Annotated in this window: 18 protein-coding genes and 1 pseudogene; 9 read left to right on the top strand and 10 right to left on the bottom strand. The window is 66.3% G+C overall.

Annotated elements, in window-relative coordinates; all coding sequences use genetic code 11:
• Positions 1-117: 117 nt before the first annotated feature.
• Positions 118-1,635 carry a cytosine permease gene (locus tag DCN14_RS09910; RefSeq protein ID WP_096501256.1) on the top strand — a complete coding sequence of 506 codons (1,518 nt, stop codon included), beginning with the start codon at positions 118-120 and terminating at the stop codon, positions 1,633-1,635.
• A 178-nt stretch (positions 1,636-1,813) separates the two neighbouring features.
• On the opposite strand, the gene DCN14_RS09905 is transcribed toward DCN14_RS09910, so the two are convergent.
• Together DCN14_RS09905 and DCN14_RS09900 are read right to left on the bottom strand one after the other, a co-directional pair.
• On the bottom strand, positions 1,814-2,569 hold the full coding sequence (locus DCN14_RS09905) for a glucose 1-dehydrogenase (protein ID WP_096501254.1): 756 nt from the start codon (positions 2,567-2,569) through the stop codon (positions 1,814-1,816).
• Positions 2,570-2,612: 43 nt separating this feature from the next.
• Entirely contained in the window at positions 2,613-3,146 is a 534-nt protein-coding gene (locus DCN14_RS09900) for a VOC family protein (RefSeq protein WP_096501252.1), read from the bottom strand.
• A gap of 156 nt (positions 3,147-3,302) precedes the next feature.
• Between DCN14_RS09900 and DCN14_RS38660 the strand changes: the two are divergent.
• The 3 genes and pseudogenes from DCN14_RS38660 to DCN14_RS09885 all read left to right on the top strand — a co-directional run.
• A pseudogene (locus DCN14_RS38660) lies at positions 3,303-3,473 on the top strand (MFS transporter); the annotation flags it as partial.
• A gap of 155 nt (positions 3,474-3,628) precedes the next feature.
• Positions 3,629-4,876 carry an MFS transporter gene (locus DCN14_RS09890; RefSeq protein WP_096501250.1) on the top strand — a complete coding sequence of 416 codons (1,248 nt, stop codon included), beginning with the start codon at positions 3,629-3,631 and terminating at the stop codon, positions 4,874-4,876.
• A 219-nt stretch (positions 4,877-5,095) separates the two neighbouring features.
• The gene (locus tag DCN14_RS09885) at positions 5,096-5,707 is read left to right on the top strand and encodes a cysteine hydrolase family protein (RefSeq protein WP_096501248.1); all 612 of its coding nucleotides are present in this window, start codon (positions 5,096-5,098) and stop codon (positions 5,705-5,707) included.
• A gap of 40 nt (positions 5,708-5,747) precedes the next feature.
• Here the strand turns inward: DCN14_RS09885 and DCN14_RS09880 are convergent, their stop codons facing one another.
• The 3 genes from DCN14_RS09880 to DCN14_RS09870 form a co-directional block, all read right to left on the bottom strand.
• The gene (locus DCN14_RS09880; protein WP_096501246.1) at positions 5,748-7,373 is read right to left on the bottom strand and encodes an amidohydrolase; all 1,626 of its coding nucleotides are present in this window, start codon (positions 7,371-7,373) and stop codon (positions 5,748-5,750) included.
• 366 nt (positions 7,374-7,739) lie between these two features.
• Positions 7,740-8,555, bottom strand: coding sequence for a helix-turn-helix transcriptional regulator (locus DCN14_RS09875; protein ID WP_240327197.1), 816 nt, complete (start codon positions 8,553-8,555; stop codon positions 7,740-7,742).
• Between the two features lie 203 nt (positions 8,556-8,758).
• Positions 8,759-9,235, bottom strand: coding sequence for a nuclear transport factor 2 family protein (locus tag DCN14_RS09870; protein WP_096501242.1), 477 nt, complete (start codon positions 9,233-9,235; stop codon positions 8,759-8,761).
• Between the two features lie 275 nt (positions 9,236-9,510).
• Between DCN14_RS09870 and DCN14_RS09860 the strand changes: the two genes are divergently transcribed.
• Positions 9,511-9,909 carry a helix-turn-helix domain-containing protein gene (locus tag DCN14_RS09860; RefSeq protein ID WP_096501238.1) on the top strand — a complete coding sequence of 133 codons (399 nt, stop codon included), beginning with the start codon at positions 9,511-9,513 and terminating at the stop codon, positions 9,907-9,909.
• A 555-nt stretch (positions 9,910-10,464) separates the two neighbouring features.
• Here DCN14_RS09860 and DCN14_RS09855 read toward each other — a convergent pair.
• Complete coding sequence (locus DCN14_RS09855; RefSeq protein ID WP_096501236.1) at positions 10,465-10,842, bottom strand: YXWGXW repeat-containing protein; 378 nt, start codon at positions 10,840-10,842, stop codon at positions 10,465-10,467.
• 622 nt (positions 10,843-11,464) lie between these two features.
• Here DCN14_RS09855 and DCN14_RS09850 point away from each other — a divergent pair.
• A complete protein-coding gene (locus tag DCN14_RS09850; protein WP_096501234.1) occupies positions 11,465-12,577 on the top strand; it encodes a porin in 1,113 nt (370 codons plus the stop codon).
• Positions 12,578-12,771: 194 nt separating this feature from the next.
• On the opposite strand, the gene DCN14_RS09845 is transcribed toward DCN14_RS09850, so the two are convergent.
• Positions 12,772-13,170: a GreA/GreB family elongation factor gene (locus tag DCN14_RS09845; protein WP_096501232.1), complete on the bottom strand. Its 399-nt coding sequence runs from the start codon at positions 13,168-13,170 to the stop codon at positions 12,772-12,774.
• Positions 13,171-13,684: 514 nt separating this feature from the next.
• Between DCN14_RS09845 and DCN14_RS09840 the strand changes: the two genes are divergently transcribed.
• On the top strand, positions 13,685-14,014 hold the full coding sequence (locus tag DCN14_RS09840; protein ID WP_096501230.1) for a DUF4148 domain-containing protein: 330 nt from the start codon (positions 13,685-13,687) through the stop codon (positions 14,012-14,014).
• 151 nt (positions 14,015-14,165) lie between these two features.
• On the opposite strand, the gene DCN14_RS09835 is transcribed toward DCN14_RS09840, so the two are convergent.
• A complete protein-coding gene (locus DCN14_RS09835; protein ID WP_096501228.1) occupies positions 14,166-14,627 on the bottom strand; it encodes a CBS domain-containing protein in 462 nt (153 codons plus the stop codon).
• Between the two features lie 176 nt (positions 14,628-14,803).
• On the opposite strand from DCN14_RS09835, the gene ribA reads away from it, so the two are divergent.
• Together ribA and DCN14_RS09825 are read left to right on the top strand one after the other, a co-directional pair.
• Positions 14,804-15,454, top strand: a complete 651-nt coding sequence (gene ribA / locus DCN14_RS09830; RefSeq protein WP_096501226.1) for a GTP cyclohydrolase II — start codon at positions 14,804-14,806, stop codon at positions 15,452-15,454.
• A 257-nt stretch (positions 15,455-15,711) separates the two neighbouring features.
• Positions 15,712-16,017 carry a hypothetical protein gene (locus tag DCN14_RS09825; protein WP_096501224.1) on the top strand — a complete coding sequence of 102 codons (306 nt, stop codon included), beginning with the start codon at positions 15,712-15,714 and terminating at the stop codon, positions 16,015-16,017.
• Positions 16,018-16,304: 287 nt separating this feature from the next.
• Here DCN14_RS09825 and DCN14_RS09820 read toward each other — a convergent pair whose 3' ends face one another.
• Together DCN14_RS09820 and DCN14_RS09815 are read right to left on the bottom strand one after the other, a co-directional pair.
• The gene (locus DCN14_RS09820) at positions 16,305-17,066 is read right to left on the bottom strand and encodes a hypothetical protein (protein WP_172441877.1); all 762 of its coding nucleotides are present in this window, start codon (positions 17,064-17,066) and stop codon (positions 16,305-16,307) included.
• 52 nt (positions 17,067-17,118) lie between these two features.
• Positions 17,119-17,727: an acyl-homoserine-lactone synthase gene (locus tag DCN14_RS09815; protein ID WP_096501220.1), complete on the bottom strand. Its 609-nt coding sequence runs from the start codon at positions 17,725-17,727 to the stop codon at positions 17,119-17,121.
• Between the last annotated feature and the right edge of the window lie 200 nt (positions 17,728-17,927).

Here is a 17,927-nt window from a genome sequence, read left to right as displayed (position 1 = left end):
TCGAATGCGTGATATTTGCGCCGCCTGATCCGGTTTAGAGTGGCCGCGAATTGATGACGATGTGTCGTATGGCCGCAGTCGCGGGCCGTGCCGACGCACCAGAGGAGCTGGAGACAAATGAGTGAAGGCAGGATTACGCAAGTCGAATCGTTCGGTTTCGAACGCATTCCCGACGTATCGCGCTATGCGCGTCCGATCGATCTGTTCCGGCTGCTGTTCGGCGGCTGCAATACGTTTTCCACATCGGTGCTCGGCAGCTTCCCCGTGCTGGTCGGGCTGTCGTTCAAGGCGGGTGTTGCCGCGATCGTGCTCGGCGTCCTGGTCGGCACGTGCATCCTCGCGCCGATGAGCCTGTTCGGCCCGCGCAACGGCACGAGCGATCCGGTCTCGTCCGGCGCGCATTTCGGCATCCACGGCCGGATCGTCGGTTCGTTCCTCGCACTGCTCACGTCGATCGCGTTCTTCTCGCTCGCGGTGTGGAGCTCGGGCGACGCGCTCGTCGGCGGTGCGCACAACATGGTCGGCGTGCCGGTCAACGGCTTCACGCTCGGCGCTGCATACCTGGTGTTCGCGGTGCTGGTGCTGATCGTCTGCATCTACGGCTTCCGCTTCATGCTGTGGGTCAACAAGATCGCCGTGTGGGCCGCGAGCCTGCTGTTCGTCGCCGGCCTGTTTGCGTTCGCCGGGATGTTCGACGTGAACTACGCGGGCACGCTGAACCAGGGGAGCGCAGGCTTCTGGGCCGCGTTCGTCGGCGCGGTGCTGGTCGCGCTGAGCAACCCGGTGTCGTTCGCGTCGACGCTCGGCGACTGGGCGCGCTACATTCCGCAGCACACGCCGAAGCGGCGCGTGATGGGCGCCGTGTTCGCCGCGCAGATCGCGACCTTCGTGCCGTTCTTCTTCGGCCTCGCGACCGCGACGATCATCGCGTCGAAGGCGCCCGCGTTCATTGCATCGAACGACTACGTCGGCGGGCTGCTCGCCGTGTCGCCGCGCTGGTTCCTGCTGCCGATGTGCCTGATCGCGATCATCGGCGGGATGTCGACCGGCACGACCGCGCTGTACGGCACGGGCCTCGACGTGTCGAGCATGTTCCCGCGCTTCCTGAACCGCGTGCGCGCGACGCTGCTGATCGGCACGATCGCGATCGCGTTCATCTTCGTCGGCCGCTTCTGGTTCAACCTCGTCGAAAGCGTCGCGACGTTCTCGACGCTGATCGACACGTTCAGCTGCCCGTGGATGGCGATCATGGTGATCGGCTACGTGACGCGCCGCGGCTTCTATCTCGCCGACGACCTGCAGGTGTTCAACCGCGGGCTGCGCGGCGGCCACTACTGGTTCACGCACGGCTGGAACCTGCGCGCGATGGGCGCATGGCTGCCGGCGGCGTTCATCGGTCTGTCGTTCGTGAACCTGCCGGGGCAGTTCGTCGGGCCGCTCGGCAATCTCGCGGGCGGACTCGATCTCAGCGTGCCGGTATCGCTGGCGGTTGGCGGGCTGTTGTATTCCGTGCTGCTGACGCTGTATCCGGAGGCCGACGGCGTGTACGGCCCGCACGGGCGCTGCCTCGCGCGCGGCGGCAAGCACGGCGCGCGCGGTGTCGGCGCACCGGCGATCCAGCCGAAGGGGTACTGAGCGCCGTTTCGCTTCGGAAGACACGATGCCGCCGCGCGGGAGAATCGCCGGCGGCATTGTCGTTTTTCGATGATTTATTAGTGATGCATATGACAGGCGCGCCCTGACTGTCCACTTCGCCCGGCCGAAAATGAAAACACCCGCCGAGCAGGCGGGTGCATGTCGACCGACGCGCGAATCAGTGGAACGTGCTGCCCGCGAGCAGCCCGCCGTCGACGATGAATTCCGAACCCGTGCAATACGCGGATTCGTCGGAGGCGAGGAACAGCACGAGGTTCGCCACTTCATCCGGCTTGCCGATGCGCGCGATCGGCAGCCCGCCATAGATCGACGACGGGTCGAAATCAGCGTATTCCGGCGGGCGCGCCATCACGGTGTCGATCCCGCCTGGGTGCACCGAGTTCACGCGGATCCCGTAGCGGCCGAACTCGAGCGCGGCGGCCTTGGTCATCCCGCGCACCGCGAATTTGCTCGACACGTATGCGCTGCCGCCCGCCACGCCCTCCATCCCGGCCGTCGACGACACGTTGACGATCGCGCCTCCACCGGCATCCTTCAGCGCGGCAAGCGCCGATTTCATGCCGAGCCAGCAGCCGACCTGGTTCACGTCGATCACCTTCCGATAGTCGTCGAGCGAACACGATTCGATCGGCACGAGCTTCAGGATCGCCGCGTTGTTCACGAGGATGTCGAGCCGGCCGAAATGTGCGAGCGTCGCATGCACGGCGGTGTGCCAGTCGTCTTCGTTCGTCACGTCGAGATGCTGGAAACGCGCGGCGTCGCCGAGTTCGGCCGCGACGCGCCGGCCCGCGTCGTCGAGCACGTCGGCGATCACCACGCGCGCGCCTTCGGCGACGAACCGTCGCGCTTCCGCCTCGCCCTGGCCGCGGGCGCCGCCCGTGATCAGGGCCACTTTGCCTTCGAGTCGTTTCATCGTGATTGCTCCTGTGAGTGAAGTGGGACGCGTGCGGGCCCGCTCATGCGGCGGCCGACGCGTCGATGATGCGGCCCGGAGCGGCGCCGTCCCATGCGCGCGCTTCGGCGATGCCGTGCGCGATCATGTCGCGCATCCCGGCGCCTTCGATCGCTTCGATGCGCACGCCGGGATCGTCGGCGTCGTCGAGATAGGCGACGCGTGTGGCCGGGTTGGCGGCTTCGAACACGACACGCAGGCCGCGCGCCGTGAGCCTCGCCACCGCGGCGTCGAGATCGTCGACCACCCATGCGACGTGATGCAGGCCCGCGAGCGGTTGCCCGTGCGCGCCGCGGTAGGGCGACGGCGTGTCGTTCGTCACGTGGATCAGTTCGATCTGCAGGTCGCCGCGATACGCGAGCCCGACGTCCATCGTGACCGTCACCGGCTCGCCGAGATAGCGGCCGTCGAGGCGCACGTTGCGAAACACGGTCCACGGGCCCGCGTCGTGGCGGGCGCGCCAGCGCGCGATGCTGTGGTCGAGATCGGCGACCACATAGCCGATCTGGTCGATGGGGCCGAGGACGGGGTCGTGCATGGTGTCTCCGTGGCGAGGGCGCGCGAGCGGGCGCCGCGCCGCTCGATGCGGATCGCGGCGCGCGCTGAATGACGGCCATGATCGCAACAAAGCCCGCGTTTCGTGCCACCCAAACGGACTAGCTGCGGCGTGTCAGTGTCATGGCGAGGTGGCGTGCCGTTCATCGTCACGTGGCTCACGCGCGCGAGCGGGTCGCCCGGCGCGCCCGCGTGGTACGTGCTGTTCGCGGCGTCGTTCGGGCGCGCCGCGACCGTATTCATGCACGACGGCGCGCCGTGCGTGCTCGCCCGCCGGCAGTTTCGGGCCGAGCCGCCGAGCGCCGACCAGCGGCTCGCGGTCCGGTCCGGGCCGGTCGGCCATCGGCGCGCGCGCCGGGCAGGGCATCGGCGTTGCCGATGGTCAGTATCGCGGGCGGCGGCCTACCGGCGCCGCTGCTCGCCCATTACGCTTGGGCGATCATCCACTCCGTCCGGAAGATCGCCATGTCCCGGCTCGATTACACGCTGCTCGGCCCCTGCCTGCTCGCCATCGCGATCGACGCGATGGGCTTCGGTCTCGTCTACCCGATGATGTCCGCGATCTTCAGCGATCCGCATGCGGGCATCCTGCCGGCCGACGCCGGCGAGCACGCGCGCAATTTCTACCTCGGTCTCGGCTACGGGATCTATCCGTTGTGCATGTTCTTCGGCTCGTCGCTGATGGGCGAGCTGTCGGACCGCTACGGCCGCCGCCGGATCCTGCTGCTGTGCCTGCTCGGTCTCGCGACGGGCTATGCGCTGATGGCGGCCGGCGCCTGGCACGCGTGCGTCGCGCTGCTGCTGGCCGGACGCGGGCTCACCGGCCTTACGGCCGGCTGCCAGGGCATCGCGCAAGCGGCCATCACCGACTTGAGCACGCCCGAGAACAAGGCGTACAACATGAGCATCATGTCGCTCGCGTTCAGCGCCGGCGTGATCGTCGGCCCGGTGCTCGGCGGCGTCACGTCCGACCGGACGATCTCGCCGCTGTTCGACTACGGCACGCCGTTCGTGCTGGTTGCGGTACTGTCGCTGATCTGCGCGGGCTGGACCTGGGCGTCGTATCGCAATACGGCCGTGCCGCGCGGCGACACGCGCATCGATTTGCTGCTGCCGCTGCGGATCGTCCGGGAAGCCGTGAGCCAGCGCAACGTCGCGTTCCTGTCGGTGGTGTTCTTCCTGATGCAGGTCGGCTACGGGCTCTACCTGCAGACCATCATGCTGTTGCTGCAGACGAAGTTCGGCTATACGAGTGCGCGGCTCGGGCTGTTCAGCGGCGTGATCGGCGTCTGCTTCGTATTCGGCCTGCTGTTCGTCGTGCGGCTGATGTTGCGCGTCTGGCGCGTGGTCGACATCGCGAAGACGGGGCTGCTCGTCGCCGGCCTCGGCCAGATCCTGTCGGCGCTGTTCCCGCACGAGCCGGTGCTGTGGGCGCTCGCGATGGTGGTCGGCTGCTTCGACATGGTCGCGTACACGACCATGTACACCGCGTTCTCCGACGCCGTCAGCGAGGACCGGCAGGGCTGGGCGCTCGGCGTCGCGGGCTCGGTGATGGCCGTCGCGTGGGTCGTGACGGGCGCGCTCACGAACCTGTTGCCGGTGTTCGGCGAGATCGGGCTGCTGCTGATCGGCGGCGCCGGCTTCCTGCTCAGCTTCGTGATGATGGCGTTCTACGGACGCAAGCAGGCCGGGGGGCGCGCGGCACTGTCGTAGGCGGTCGCGCACAGGTTGGCCCGATCCTGTCGGACGTTGTCCCGCGGGCTGCTGTCGCACGCGGCCGTGCGGCCCGACACTGGCGCTTCGCGGTCACGGCAGCGCCCGCCACCGGCGGCAAACCGGCGGCAAACCGGCCGCAGGACCGCGTTCGGCGGGCGCTGGCTCGACCGTACCGCCGTTCCGTTCGATGTGCCAACCTGGAGTAGAGAGCGACCCATGCAACATCCGACCATCCGCACCCTGGCCGGCGCGAGCGCGCCGGCGTCGATCGACGCTGCCCGCACCGCGCTGCTGGTGATCGATTTCCAGAACGAGTATTTCAGCGGCCGCCTGCCGATTCCGGAAGGGCCGCGCGCGCTGGGCAATGCGCAGCGCGTGATCGCATTCGCCGATCGCGCGGGCATTCCGGTGTTCCACGTGCAGCACGTCGGCGCGGCCGGCGGCCCGATCTTCGCGGACGGCAGCGACGGCTTCCGCTTTCATGCCGACCTGCAACCCGCGCCGCAGCACACGGTCGTGAAGAAGACGTCGGTCAGCGTGTTTCCGACGACCGACATCGACGCGCGCCTGAAGGCGGCCGGGATCGACACGCTGATCGTCACCGGGCTGATGACGCATGCATGCGTTGCCGGCGCGGCGCGCGATGCGGTGCCGCTCGGCTATGCGGTGATCGTCGTCGACGACGCATGCGCGACGCGCGACCTCGATGTCGCGGACGGCAGCACGGTGCCGCACCGTGACCTCCATCGCGCGACGCTGGCCGCGCTGTCGGACACGTTCGGCGACTTGCTGACGACCGATCAGGTACTCGCGCTCGACGTCGCCTGACGCGCGCCTGGCCTGTGTCCGGCAGGCGCTGGGCCGGTGCTCAATCGGCCCAGCCCGGCGCGGCATACACGACTTCGCCGCGGAAGCAGGTCTCGAGCACGCGCGTTTGCGCGAACGCGCCGACCGGGTGGTCGAACGGATTGCGATCGAGGATCGCGAGGCTCGCGTCCTTGCCCGCTTCGAGCGAACCCGTGCAATCGTCGAAGCGCAGCGCATACGCAGTGTTCACCGTATAGGCCTCGAGCATCGTGAGCAGGTCGAGACGCTCGTGCGGATTCCACGGCGGGCTGTCGGGCTGGTCGATCAGCCGGTGCGTGACGCCGGTCTGGATGATCTGCATCGGGTCCATCGTGCTGACCGACCAGTCGGAACCGGCCGCGAGCATCGCGCCCGCGTTGCGCAGGCTGCGGAACGGATAGTTGCGGGCGGTGCGCTCGGCGCCGAGCAGGTCGCGGTAGAGCTGCTGCTGCTCCTCGCGCGCGGCCGTCCACAGAGTCTGGACGCTCGCGATTGCGCCGAGCCGGTTGAAGCGGCCCATGTCGGCCGGATCGACGAGCTGCAGGTGCGCGAGCTGCGCGCGGCGATCGCGCACGCCGTTGCGGATCTGCACGTATTCGAGCGCGTCGAGCGTCATGCGCACCGCGCGATCCGCCAGCGTATGGAAGTGCAGGTCGAAGCCGGCCGTATCGGCGAGCAGGCAGATTTCGTCGAGTGCGTCCTGGCGCCACAGCGCGAGGCCGCAGTCGTCGGTGCCGGCGTACGGTTCGAGCAGCGCGGCGGTTTTCGATTCGGGCACGCCGTCGACGAAGATCTTCACCGTATGCAGGCGCAGGTTGTCGCGCTCGTACTCGCGCCGCCACGCGACGAAGCGCTCGATCTGTTCGCGCGGATCGCGGCGCGGGTTCGCGTAGAGGCCCGCGCTCATGTACGTCTTCAACTGGCCGGCACGTTGCGCGGCGGCATAGGCCTTGAGCTCGGCCTCCTCGACGCGCGCGTCGAACCAGCCGGTGATTCCGTAGCCGTGCGCCATCGCATGCGCTTTCGCGAGCGACTTCGGATAGCCGGCCGGACTCAGTTGCGGAATGATCGGACAGACGCGGTAGAACGCCGCTTCGTGCACGACGCCGTTCGGCGCGCCCGACGCATCGCGCTCGTACACGCCGCCGGCCGGATCGGGCGTATCGGCCGTAATGCCGGCCGCTTCCAGCCCCTTCGTATTGAGACAGCCGCTGTGCACGTCGAAGCCGACCACGAGCAGCGGCCGGTCGGGCACGATCCGGTCGAGCAGTTCGCGGCCCGGATATGCGCCGAACGCGGCGAGGTTCGCGCCGCCGAGATAAACCCACGGCTCGTTCGGCGTCGCGTCGGCGCACGCGCGGATGCGCTGCAGGATCGCATCCGGGTCGTTGATCCCGGACAGATCGAAGTCGCCGAGAATCTGATGACCTTCGAGCGGGTGCACATGGCCGTCGATCAGGCCCGGCAGCATCAGCCTGCCGGCCAGATCGACCATGCGCGTCGCGGGGCCGGCGAGCGGGCGGATGTCGTCGTCGCGACCGACGGCGACGATCTTGCCGTCCTTCGTGGCGAGCGCCTGCGCGAAGCGGCGCTGTGCGTCGCCGGTGTAGAGCAGGCCGTTCAGATAGACGGTGTCGGCATGTTGCATGTGTCTCCTCCGGATCGGGGAATCGACGGGCGTACGCGGCCAGCGGACGGGCCGTCGGGCGCGTCCGGTCGCGTGGACCCGGTCGGGTTGGAATGGAATGAAGGGCGTTATGCCCGAGTGCGGCGCGGTGCGCGATGCCGGTTTTGCCGACCGATATGCGTCACCCCGTCGCCGCGGGACGCATGCCCGGCCGCGCGGGCGGGCGTCCGTCCGTGGTTTGGCATGGCGTGTCTCCGTTGCATCCGACGCGCCGCTGTCGTCGGGTGAGTCAGATACTAGGAGCGGGCCGGCCGGCTGTCTGTCATCGTTTTAAGGACAAGCGCGACAAAGGCGACAGGGCAGGAAGGTGCGGACGGGAACGATGCTCTAACGCTCGCCGGTGGCCGGCGCGTCTTCGTCCGTTACACACCACGCGAAGAGCCCGGCCCGGTTCGCGATGCCGAGCTTCGCGAGCGCGCGGCCGAGGTAGGTGCGCACGCTGCTCGGCTTGAGCGCGAGCGTGTCGGCGATCTGCGGAACGGGCCGGCCTTGCAGCACGGCGCGGCACACGAGCCGCTCGCGCTGCGACAGCGCCGCGCCGCTGGCCGTCAGCCGTTGCTCGAACCGCTGCAGCAACGCGCCGTCGTCCTGGCGTGGCGTGAGGCGCGCCAGGCGCGCGTGCTGGATCAGCAGCGGCAGCACGAAATCGCCGAGCTGCCGCAGCAGGCTCAGCTCGGCCAGCGTATAGGACGGCTGGCCGCGCCGCCGGAACAGCGAGAACGCATAGACATAGTCGCGCTCGCTGCCGAGCAGCGTGCAGTCCTCGCCGAGATCGCCCAGCGCGAACTGGCGCCCGTACTCGGTCGCCGTGTCGATTTCCTCGTTGCACGAGAACACGAGCTGCGAATCGGTGACGCGTTCGATGTGCGGGAGCAACGTGTCGTTGCGCCAGTCGCCCTGTGTATACAGATCGAGCGCATGGCGCGTGCCGCCGGGATCGTCGCCGCCCGCGAAGAACAGCACGTCGACGCCGTCGACCGCCTGCGATCCCGCGCCGCGCCGGTAACGGGTCGCGACGCTGTAGTGGGACTGCGGATCGACCGTTTCGCGCAGCCATGCCCAGAGCCGGGCGGGGAACTGCGGGCTGCCGAGGCTGGCGACCAGGTCGCCGGCGCTATTCAGGGAAATGTGGGCGGGGCTCATCGTTGACACCATCTTCGCGAACGGCCGCCCGCGCCGGCCGTGCTGCGCGCACAGTGGCGCGCGGACGGATGACGGCCCCGATCCGGTGATGCGAGCCGGGGCGGCGCGGCGGCGATGCACGATTGTAGGTGACTTCGCCGGCGCCCGGCGATCATGCCGTTTCGCGAGGTGCCGGCCGCGCGCCGATGCGCGGCCGCGGCCGGTCAGAACATCGTGTTCGCGTTCGCGGACTTTTCCGGTACCGGCTGGATCACGTCCCAGTGTTCGACGATCCGGCCGTCCTTCACGCGGAAGATGTCGACGACCGCCTCGCCGCGATCGCCCGGATGTTCGGTCGCATGCACGTGCAGATAGACGAGACCGCCGTCGGCCGCACTGCGGACGATGCGTGCGCGCGATGCCGGGTTCTTCTGAAATGCGCCGACGAAGTACGACACGAACGGCTTCTTGCCGTCGGGTACGTGCGGGTTGTGCTGCTTGTAGTCGTCCGCGACGACAGCCGCGGCTGCGACTGCTTCGTGCTTGTTGAAGAAGCGGTCGTAGAACGTCAGCACGAGCTGGCGGTTGGCTTCCTCGGCGGCCACGTCGCGCGTGGCGGGGCCGGCGGCCTGCGCGGCCGTCGACGCGGCGAGCAGCACGAACGCGGCGATGGTGCGAACGGGGAAGCGGAGCGATGACATGTCGGGGTTCCTTGTCTGGCGATTCGTGGATGGCGCGCGGTGCGCGACTGCGGGTGCCGCCGATCGCGAGGATCGGCGTGCGGATGGGTACCGCTGGGTGCCGCTGGCGCGCGGCGCCGGCGTGCAGCCGCATGCTTCGGAGAACTGGCGAAACCGTGCGGCCCGTCGGGTCGCTCGAATGGTACAGTTGCCGCGAACCCGTCACAAGAAGTCACTGCGGTGTGAACAGGTCACACCGCAGTGACCTCGTATTGCCCGTGAAAGAGAATCCCGCCATGCCGTCCCCGTTCCCGTCTCCGTCCGCCGACGACTCCGTCGAACTCGATCAGCCGTGTCCGATTCGCGATGTGCTCGACCGTATCGGCGATCAGTGGAGCCTGCTCGTGCTCGAAGCGCTGTCCGGCGGCACGTTGCGCTTCAACGAACTCGGCCGCGCGATCGGCGACGTGTCGAAGCAGATGCTGTCACGCACGCTCAAGCGGCTCGAGCAGGACGGCTTCGTCAGCCGCACGCTGTACGCCGAAGTGCCGCCGCGCGTCGAATATGCGCTGACCGAGCTCGGTCGGTCGTTCCTGACGCCGATGCACGCGATGATCCGCTGGGCCGATGAACATCACCGTGCGATTTGCGCTGCGCGTCGTCGTGCACGGGAGCTGGAGGGTAGTGGGCATTGAGCGGAGCGCGGCACGCCGGGGCGCCATCCCGATGCGTGGCGAACCGGCGCGTATGCGCTTGCTTTGATATCGGATGATTTCGTCATCCGAATTTTTCCGGTGAAACGGATAGGCCGCACGTGTGCTATTGCGAAGGCGTGCGTACGCGCCGGCGAACCGAGCGGCGGCCAAGGTGTTGGTTCGCCGCGATCGTGGCGGGACCGGAATGGCATCCGCCGGATCGTTCACGTGGTGAGCGGGCTGCCCGCGATGCATTGATTGCGACGCGCGCTGAGGCGGCGATTTCGTGTCGCGGTGCGATGCGCGGAGGGGGAGGCCCGTGAGCGTCGATCGTTTCGGATCGACGTGGCCGGGATGTCGCGAAAGCCCAATACATGCGTTGTGCCGCGGGACGTATGACCGATCGCCGTTCCGGTTCGGATGGGCGTTCGTGCTCGGGGGATATCGGCCGATGCCGGTACTTGCCGCCGGGCAGGATCGTCCGGCAGCCGGACGGCGCGGAACGGCCCGCCGTCCGGCTGCGTAGCGCAGGGCCATCGCCGACGCGTCTGCTGTCTATCGCCAGGCGCCGTCGACGTAGATCCATACCTGACCCTGGCGCCGCCAGTAGCCGGGGACCCATCGATGCCCCGGACGACGGGCGACCCACCGGCCTGGCACCCATATATAGCGGCCGCGCTGCCAGCGCCAGTAGCCGTCGGTCCACACGTAGCCGTGCGACCTCGGTGGCGGCGGGCGGCGGTCGTGTCGCGGCGCGGGCGGCGCAAAGCCCGGGCGAGCCGGATAAGGCGGCCTGCCGGGCCCGTGGTTCGGACCCGGCGGCCGGTATCCCGGCGGCGGCGCGGGCTGAGCCGAGGCGGTACGCAACCAGCCGCCGGTGGCGGCGAGGGCGGCGGTCAGTCCGATGGCGCGCAACAATGAGCGTCGATTCATGGCGGAACCTCTTCTGTAATAGGGGTTGCCTTACATTAATCTGCCAGTCTCGCGGCCGCGTTACGGCGGGCGTTAAGGCTGTTACTGCATGTCACGACGGCGGCCGTCGCCCGCGCTGCCTTTTTGCGGCAAGCCGCCCGTTGCAGGCGCTTGCGCAGGCGAATGGCGGCTGCAGCAGCGGTGTCACCCTTCGTTTACTGTTGTTTACCGAGCGGGCGTTGCATTTTTAGTCGGTCAAACCCGGTATTCGCGATGAAATCGGGTAAAAATTGCCGATTTTGTGGTGGCGCCCCATCCCGCTTGTTGTTTCTATGCAACCGTCAAGCGGGTGACATGAAAGAATGGTGGGATGAAAGCCTCCAAAAAGCACGCGTCAAGAAGCCAAAAAAATAAGCTAAAACAAATACTTATAACGCGGCCCCATTTCTATTATTTCTAGTTCTGGAAAAGCTTATTTCTTTATTTGCGGATCGCTCCCCTAGGGTACACCCCTAAACTCACGGTTCCCAAACGGGCAACTATCCGGGCGCAGCCAGCAGTACCGATGGCGTTTCCGGGCGGTTGCAGACCGTTTATGAACAAGGTCGCGAGACCTGCCTCTTTTTAGAAGGGAGCTCCACGAATGAACAAGACTCTGATCGTTGCAGCAGCTGCAGCATCGTTCGCTACCGTCGCTCACGCGCAAAGCAGCGTCACGCTGTACGGCGTGCTGGACGCAGGCATCACCTACCAAAGCAACGTCCAGAACGCAGCCGGCCAAGGCAAGTCGCTGTGGTCGATGGGTTCGGGCATTGACCAGAGCCGCTTCGGCCTGCGTGGTTCGGAAGACCTCGGTGGCGGCCTGAAGGCAATCTTCACGTTGGAAAGCGGCTTCGGCATCGGTAACGGCAAGTTCGCGAACGGTGGCAACAACACCATTTTCAACCGTCAGGCATTCGTCGGTCTGTCGAGCCAGTACGGCACGGTTACGCTGGGCAAGCAGTATGACTCCGTTCAAGACTACCTGGCTCCGCTGACCGCAACGGGTTCGTGGGGTGGTACGTACTTCGCTCACGTCGGCAACAACGACAACCTGAGCACGAACGGCGGCTACTCGAACAACAACTCGATCAAGTTCACGAGCGCTAACTACGCTGGCCTGCAATTCGGCGGCACGTACTCGTTCTCGAACGACACGAACTTCGGCAACAACCGTGCATACAGCGGCGGCGTGTCGTACCAGTTCCAAGGCCTGAAGCTGGGTGCAGCGTACTCGCAAGCGAACAACCCGAACGCAACGTCGTCGGGCGCAGTCGTGTCGGATAACGCACTGTTCAACGGCCAAGGCCGCCTGCGCACGTACGGCGCGGCAGCTGCATACGCATTCGGCCCGGCGCAAGTTGGCGCAGCATGGACGCAATCGCGTGTCGACAACCAAGCTAACGGCGGCGGCACGTTCCACGCTGACAACTACGAAGTCAACGCAAAGTACAACCTGACGCCGGCTCTCGGCCTGGGTGCTGCTTACACGTACACGAGCGCGAAGGTTGACGGCAGCAGCGCGCACTGGAACCAGTTCGGTCTGCAAGCTGACTACTCGCTGTCGAAGCGCACGGACGTGTACGCACAAGCTGTGTACCAACGCGCATCGAAGAACGCAGGCGGCGCGTCGATCTACAACGGCGACCCGACGACGGCAGCAAGCTCGTCGATCAACCAAACCGCAGCAACGGTTGGTCTGCGTCACCGCTTCTAAGCGTGACGGCTGGGTAACCAGCTTCGCAGCATCAAAAAAGGCGCCTTCGGGCGCCTTTTTTTCGTCTATCGACGGCCGAAACGGCTAAAGCGATGGGGGTGCCGGAGGGGCATGGCGTCAGGACGCAAAAAGCGAGGCCTCGTGCCTCGCTTTTTGCGTTTTGCGCCGTGACAGGGTGCGCTGGCGCGGTCGCGTCAGCGCGTGTATTCGCCGTTGGCTTCCGGCTGGAACACGATGGCGGAGACTTTCATCAGCTTCTCGGCGCCGCTTGGCTGCATGACTTTGACGAGCTGGCCGCGTTGGGTACCCAGCAATGCCATGCCGACCGGCGAGAACACGTTCAGGCGCCCCAGTTCGAGATTGGCGGCATCGGGATAAACAATCGTCCACGTGGCCTGTTCCTGCGACGCTTCGTCGAGCAGCGTGATCTGCGAGTTCATCGTGACGACGTTGGCCTTCACGGCGTCGGGCTGAACGATGTCGGCGCGCTCGAGCAGCGTGTCGAGCATCGTCTGGAATCGGGGATTGTTTTCGGCGTGCTTCTCGAGGCGGGCGACGTCGAGCTCGGTCAGCTGGTAAAGGCGTTGTTTCATGGAAGTTCTCCAAATGATCGGCATGGGGCAGGCGTGGCGTGCCTATGAGGATCGCCCGGAGCCCGTCTGACGTGGCTCCGGGGAGGAGACCAGTCCGTCAGATCAGGCGCCGGGCGGCGGCGAGCGGCGCCTGGGCCGTGCGTCGAGCGTAGGGGTGCGCCGGATGGCCGACGCGCGCACGCACGCCGGCCGGACCGGACGGCGAAACGGAAAGGGGCGTGAGCGCGTACATGACGGATCGAATATCGAAGGGTGAATAAAACCTTACGATTCTACAACATAACCTTCCGGGGCAGTGATTCGGGTGTTGGCCTTTCGTCAGCCATTGTTGTGGAAATGGTTTAAGTGATAGCGATCTCGTGGACGAGAAGCGGTCAATATTTGTCAAAAATGCAACGCTGTATGTCCAAACCAAGGGTTTCCCCTTGGTATTGCGAGAACTACACTTCTTCCATCGCTTCAGACAGTTCTGCCGGAAGCGAGGTCAAAAGAGAACATATTTCGGAGGTCCACCATGAAGTCGATCATCTACGCAGCGATCGCTGCATCCGTCCTTGCCGCCCCGATTGCATCGTTCGCACAGTCCGACCAGGGCTTGACCCGCGCACAGGTCCGGGCCGATCTCGTGCAACTCGAACAGAACGGCTACAAGCCGCTCGCGAGCGATGCGCAATATCCGCAGAACGTCCAGGCCGCAGAACAACGCATCCAGCCGAACCAGCCGATGCTCGCGCATGCCGATACGAGTGGCTACGGTGCGGTGGCGACCGCCGCCGGCCAGTCGGGCCGCCGCATGACGCACGAAGCCCCGAACCCCGTAAATTCGGTTTACTTCGGCAACTGAACACCCTGGGTCTGCCCGAGCACGGCATATGACCGACGGGACGCGCGCCATCCGCGCGCGTCCGCGTCAGCGAGCAGAACCTCCGTCGCCGCATTCCGGCGGCTTTTCCGCCCAGACGCTCGCGCGTTTGGGCCTTTTTTGCTGGGGTGGGTCAGGCGGACGTGACCGTGGGCGTGCCGTGGATGTAGTGTTCGAGCTGGCTGATCGTGAACTGCTGATCGGCAATCACGCTCTTCACGAGGTCGCCGATCGAGATCAGGCCGATCAGCTTGCCGCCGTCGAGGACGGGCAGGTGGCGCATCCGGTGCTCGGTCATCAGCGCCATGCACTCGTCGGTCGATTGCGCCGGTTCGACGTAGCGCACCTTGGTCGTCATGATTTCGTCGACGCGGGTGGCCTTCGACGAACGATCCTGCAGCACGATCTTGCGCGCGTAGTCTCGTTCGGTAACGATGCCCGCGATGTCGTCGCCGTCCATGACCAGCAATGCGCCGATGCCCTTTTCCGCCATCAGCTTGATGGCGTCGTAGACGAAATCGGCTTTCGTGACGGTGTAGATCGTGCGGCCCGAATCAGGCTTGGCTTTGAGAATCTGCGCGACAGTCGTGCTCATTCGCTTTCTCCGTGTGCAGAACGATGCAGGGAAGGCAGGGCGTGATGCGCGTCACCCGATGGGGCCAGTATAGCCGGGCCTGCGGCGGCAGTCGCGTGACGTTTCCAGATTAGCGGTAAACTCCGGTCACGCACTATCCACACAACTCCTATATTCCTGATCGTTCGATTGAATTCATGATGTCTTCGCGTCCCCAATCGCCCACGCCGGGCAATGGCCAGGCCGACGAGTGCGTGACGCTCGTCGCCACCGCGTCGCTGCCCACGCGCTACGGTACGTTCACGTCGTACGCTTTCCGCGTATCGGGCAGCGATGCCGAACACCTCGCGCTCGTGATGGGCGACGTGACCGGTGAGCAGTCCGTGCTGACGCGGCTGCATTCCGAGTGCCTGACCGGCGACGTGTTCGGCTCCTACCGCTGCGATTGCGGCGAGCAGCTCGATCTTGCGCTGCGCTACATCGCCGCGGAAGACCGTGGCGTGCTGCTGTATCTGCGCGGCCACGAAGGGCGCGGCATCGGCCTGAGCAACAAGATTCGGGCGTATGCGCTGCAGGAGCAGGGGCGCGACACCGTCGAGGCCAATCTCGATCTCGGCCTGCCCGACGACGCGCGTGAATACGACTCCGCCGCCGCGATTTTGCGGATCCTCGGCGTGACGTCGGTGCGACTGATGAGCAACAATCCGAAGAAGTTCGACACGCTTGCCAAGCACGGCATTCCCGTGTGCGAGCGCGTGGCGCTTGCGGTGCCGGTGCGCGAGGAAAACGAGCGTTATATCCGGACCAAGCAGGTCAAGTTCGGTCACTACTTCGAAGAGAACGAGTAAGCACGATCGACGCGCGGACGCCGGCCCGGGCGTCGCGCGCACATCCGTCAAACGCCACGGGAATCGCGCGTGGTTCGTCTGCATTTGCTGCGTGCCCCGATTCCGATCTCGCGTGAATCCACCATTGAAGGTCACCATGCGTGACGACGGCATGTCGTGTTTGCCGCACGCGCGGCGTGCGTTCGTCCCGATGACGGCGTTCGCGCGTAACGCTGCGTATGCGGCTTCCCACGCATGCCGGATCCGCTGCGAACACGATGCGTAAGCCCGACTTGCGCCGGCCGGTTGCCGGGCCTGATCGCCAGTCTCGCTGGACGGCTGCGCTGGAAGTCGCGTTCGGTTGGGTCGCGAAGGGGACGATGGTGCTAGCGGGGCTGGCAGTCGTGGCGCTGATGGTGCTGACGGGCGATGCGAGCGGCGTGTCGGACCTTCCGGGTACTCGAAAAGGCTGGTTGTACCTGCTGCTCGTGTCGATCGTGGTTCTCGCGCTGCTGTTTGCCTTCCTCTACTACTGGCCAGCGCCGGCCAAGGTGTCTACCGCAGTGTCCACCGCAGGCGGATAGAGCAGCGATGCGGCCCCGATAAATTATCGCGGGCAAGAAAAAGCCCGCTACTGGAGCGGGCTGAATCCATGTTTGGAGACATGGAGGAGACAGACGCAACTTTAAGGGAAAACCCGAGGGATGGCAAGCCCTAGTTGTAATTGTGCAACGCAGCGCCAACACGCCTTCCCGAGAACGGCGAACCGGCTCGTCGCGCGGCCCTTGCCGGCGGTCGGCAGGAGGCCGGCAAGGGCCGGTTATCCTCCTGCGCGGCGGCTGTCATCCGGCGGCACTGCCGCCGTCGCACCTCACATACCACTCGCCCAAGCATGCGCGGGAAACGCGCCAAAACGTTCCTGCGCGACCGGCACTGCGTACTTGTTGCGCATCTCGGTCTCGATCCACGCACAGGCGTCGCGCGCGCAGTCGGTCAGGACGTGCCGCGTCGCATGTCCGTCGATGTCATAGACGAAGCGCACGCCGACCTCGTCGTCGGACACCTTTCGCTGAAGCTGGCTGAGCTGCAGTTGCGGCCCGTGCCGCTGCGACAGCGCGCGCAGCTCGTCGAAGTGATATTCGAGCCAGTCGGCGAAGAACAGCGCATCGCTGCGGCATCGCAGCCGGAATGCCGCGCTGCGTGACGGACGCGCGGCGGCATCGCCGCCAGCCTGCTGCTCGCCGTTCGGCGCGATGGCCGCATCGACGGGCGCGAGCGGCTGCCGGATCTGCCGGTACGGCTCGCGCTCGCGCAGCGCGTGCCACAGCAGCTCGTCGCCGGCGGCGCCGGACGGCTGCATCGTCAGGTCGTGCCGGCCGTCGCCGACAGCGGCGACGTCGCGAATCACGAGGCGCAGCGAGCAGAGCGGTGCGTCGGCGGCCAGCAGCGTGGCGGCGCGCGGCAGTCCGCAGACGAGCGGCGCGGCGCCGGCCGCACGAAACACGAGTCCGCGGCGATCGAGCCGCACGAGCGGCAGCGGCCGCGGAAACGACGGGTAGGCAACCGCGATGCGGGCGCCGGTGGCGCTCGTCAACCCGGGCATCATCGCGCGAAAGACCTGAGACTGGTCCACGGTGGTTCTCCTTCGTTACGATGCCGCCCGGACGGACTACGCGCGTTCCGGTTCAGGCGGCGATGGCTTGCCGGGCAGCTTGCCCCGGCTCGATCCCAAGTGCAGCAAACGTTTGCGGATCAATGTCGATCCAGCACGCGACGACCAGACGACCGTCCACCTGTTTCGGCGGGCCTGCGCGGTGCGCGTGCACGCCGATCCGGCGGAACAGCCGCTCCATGCTTGCGAACGTCACGCCGATCAGCTGCCGCGCGCCCAGCTGCGCCGCGCATTCGACGACCGCGGCGAGCATCGGGCGCACGGCCCACTCGGCGTTGCCCGGGCCGCCTTCGTCGTTCGTCGCCGCAAACCGCGACAGCTCCCAGACGGCAGCCGATTGCGGCAGCGGGACGTCCTCGGCGATCAGGTCGGCAAACAGCGACTTCAGCAGATACGGGCGGGTGGTCGGCAACAGGCGGGCACATCCGCACATCTCGCCGCCGGCATTCCTCGCGAACACGTAGACGGTATCGTCGCGATCGAACTGGTCGCGCTCGAAGCTTTCGTTCGCCGACGGGAGCGCCCAACCGAGCTGTTCGACGAACACATGGCGCCGATAGCGCCCTAGATCCGCTGCAAGTTCGTGTGGCAACCGCCCTTCATCGTGAACGAAGGTCCGCATGGGTGTCCTCGGATCTGTACTTTGGTATGCCCGCATTACAGCGCGCGTCCCGAGGGGGCGGTAACTGGTAACTCTTACAGGGTGAGGGTGGGCCGACACGGTTTTTCCGGTGGCACCGGTTTCTTGATCGACGGGATTGAAATGCCGGCCGCTTTTGCTTATAAAGAGCGCCAGTCGTGCAGAAACGTCAGAGGAATGCG

Source organism: Burkholderia sp. IDO3 (assembly GCF_003366075.1).
GTDB lineage: Bacteria > Pseudomonadota > Gammaproteobacteria > Burkholderiales > Burkholderiaceae > Burkholderia > Burkholderia anthina.
The sequence above is the reverse complement of the archived record's forward strand: the minus strand, read 5'-3'. Positions and strand labels throughout refer to the sequence as shown.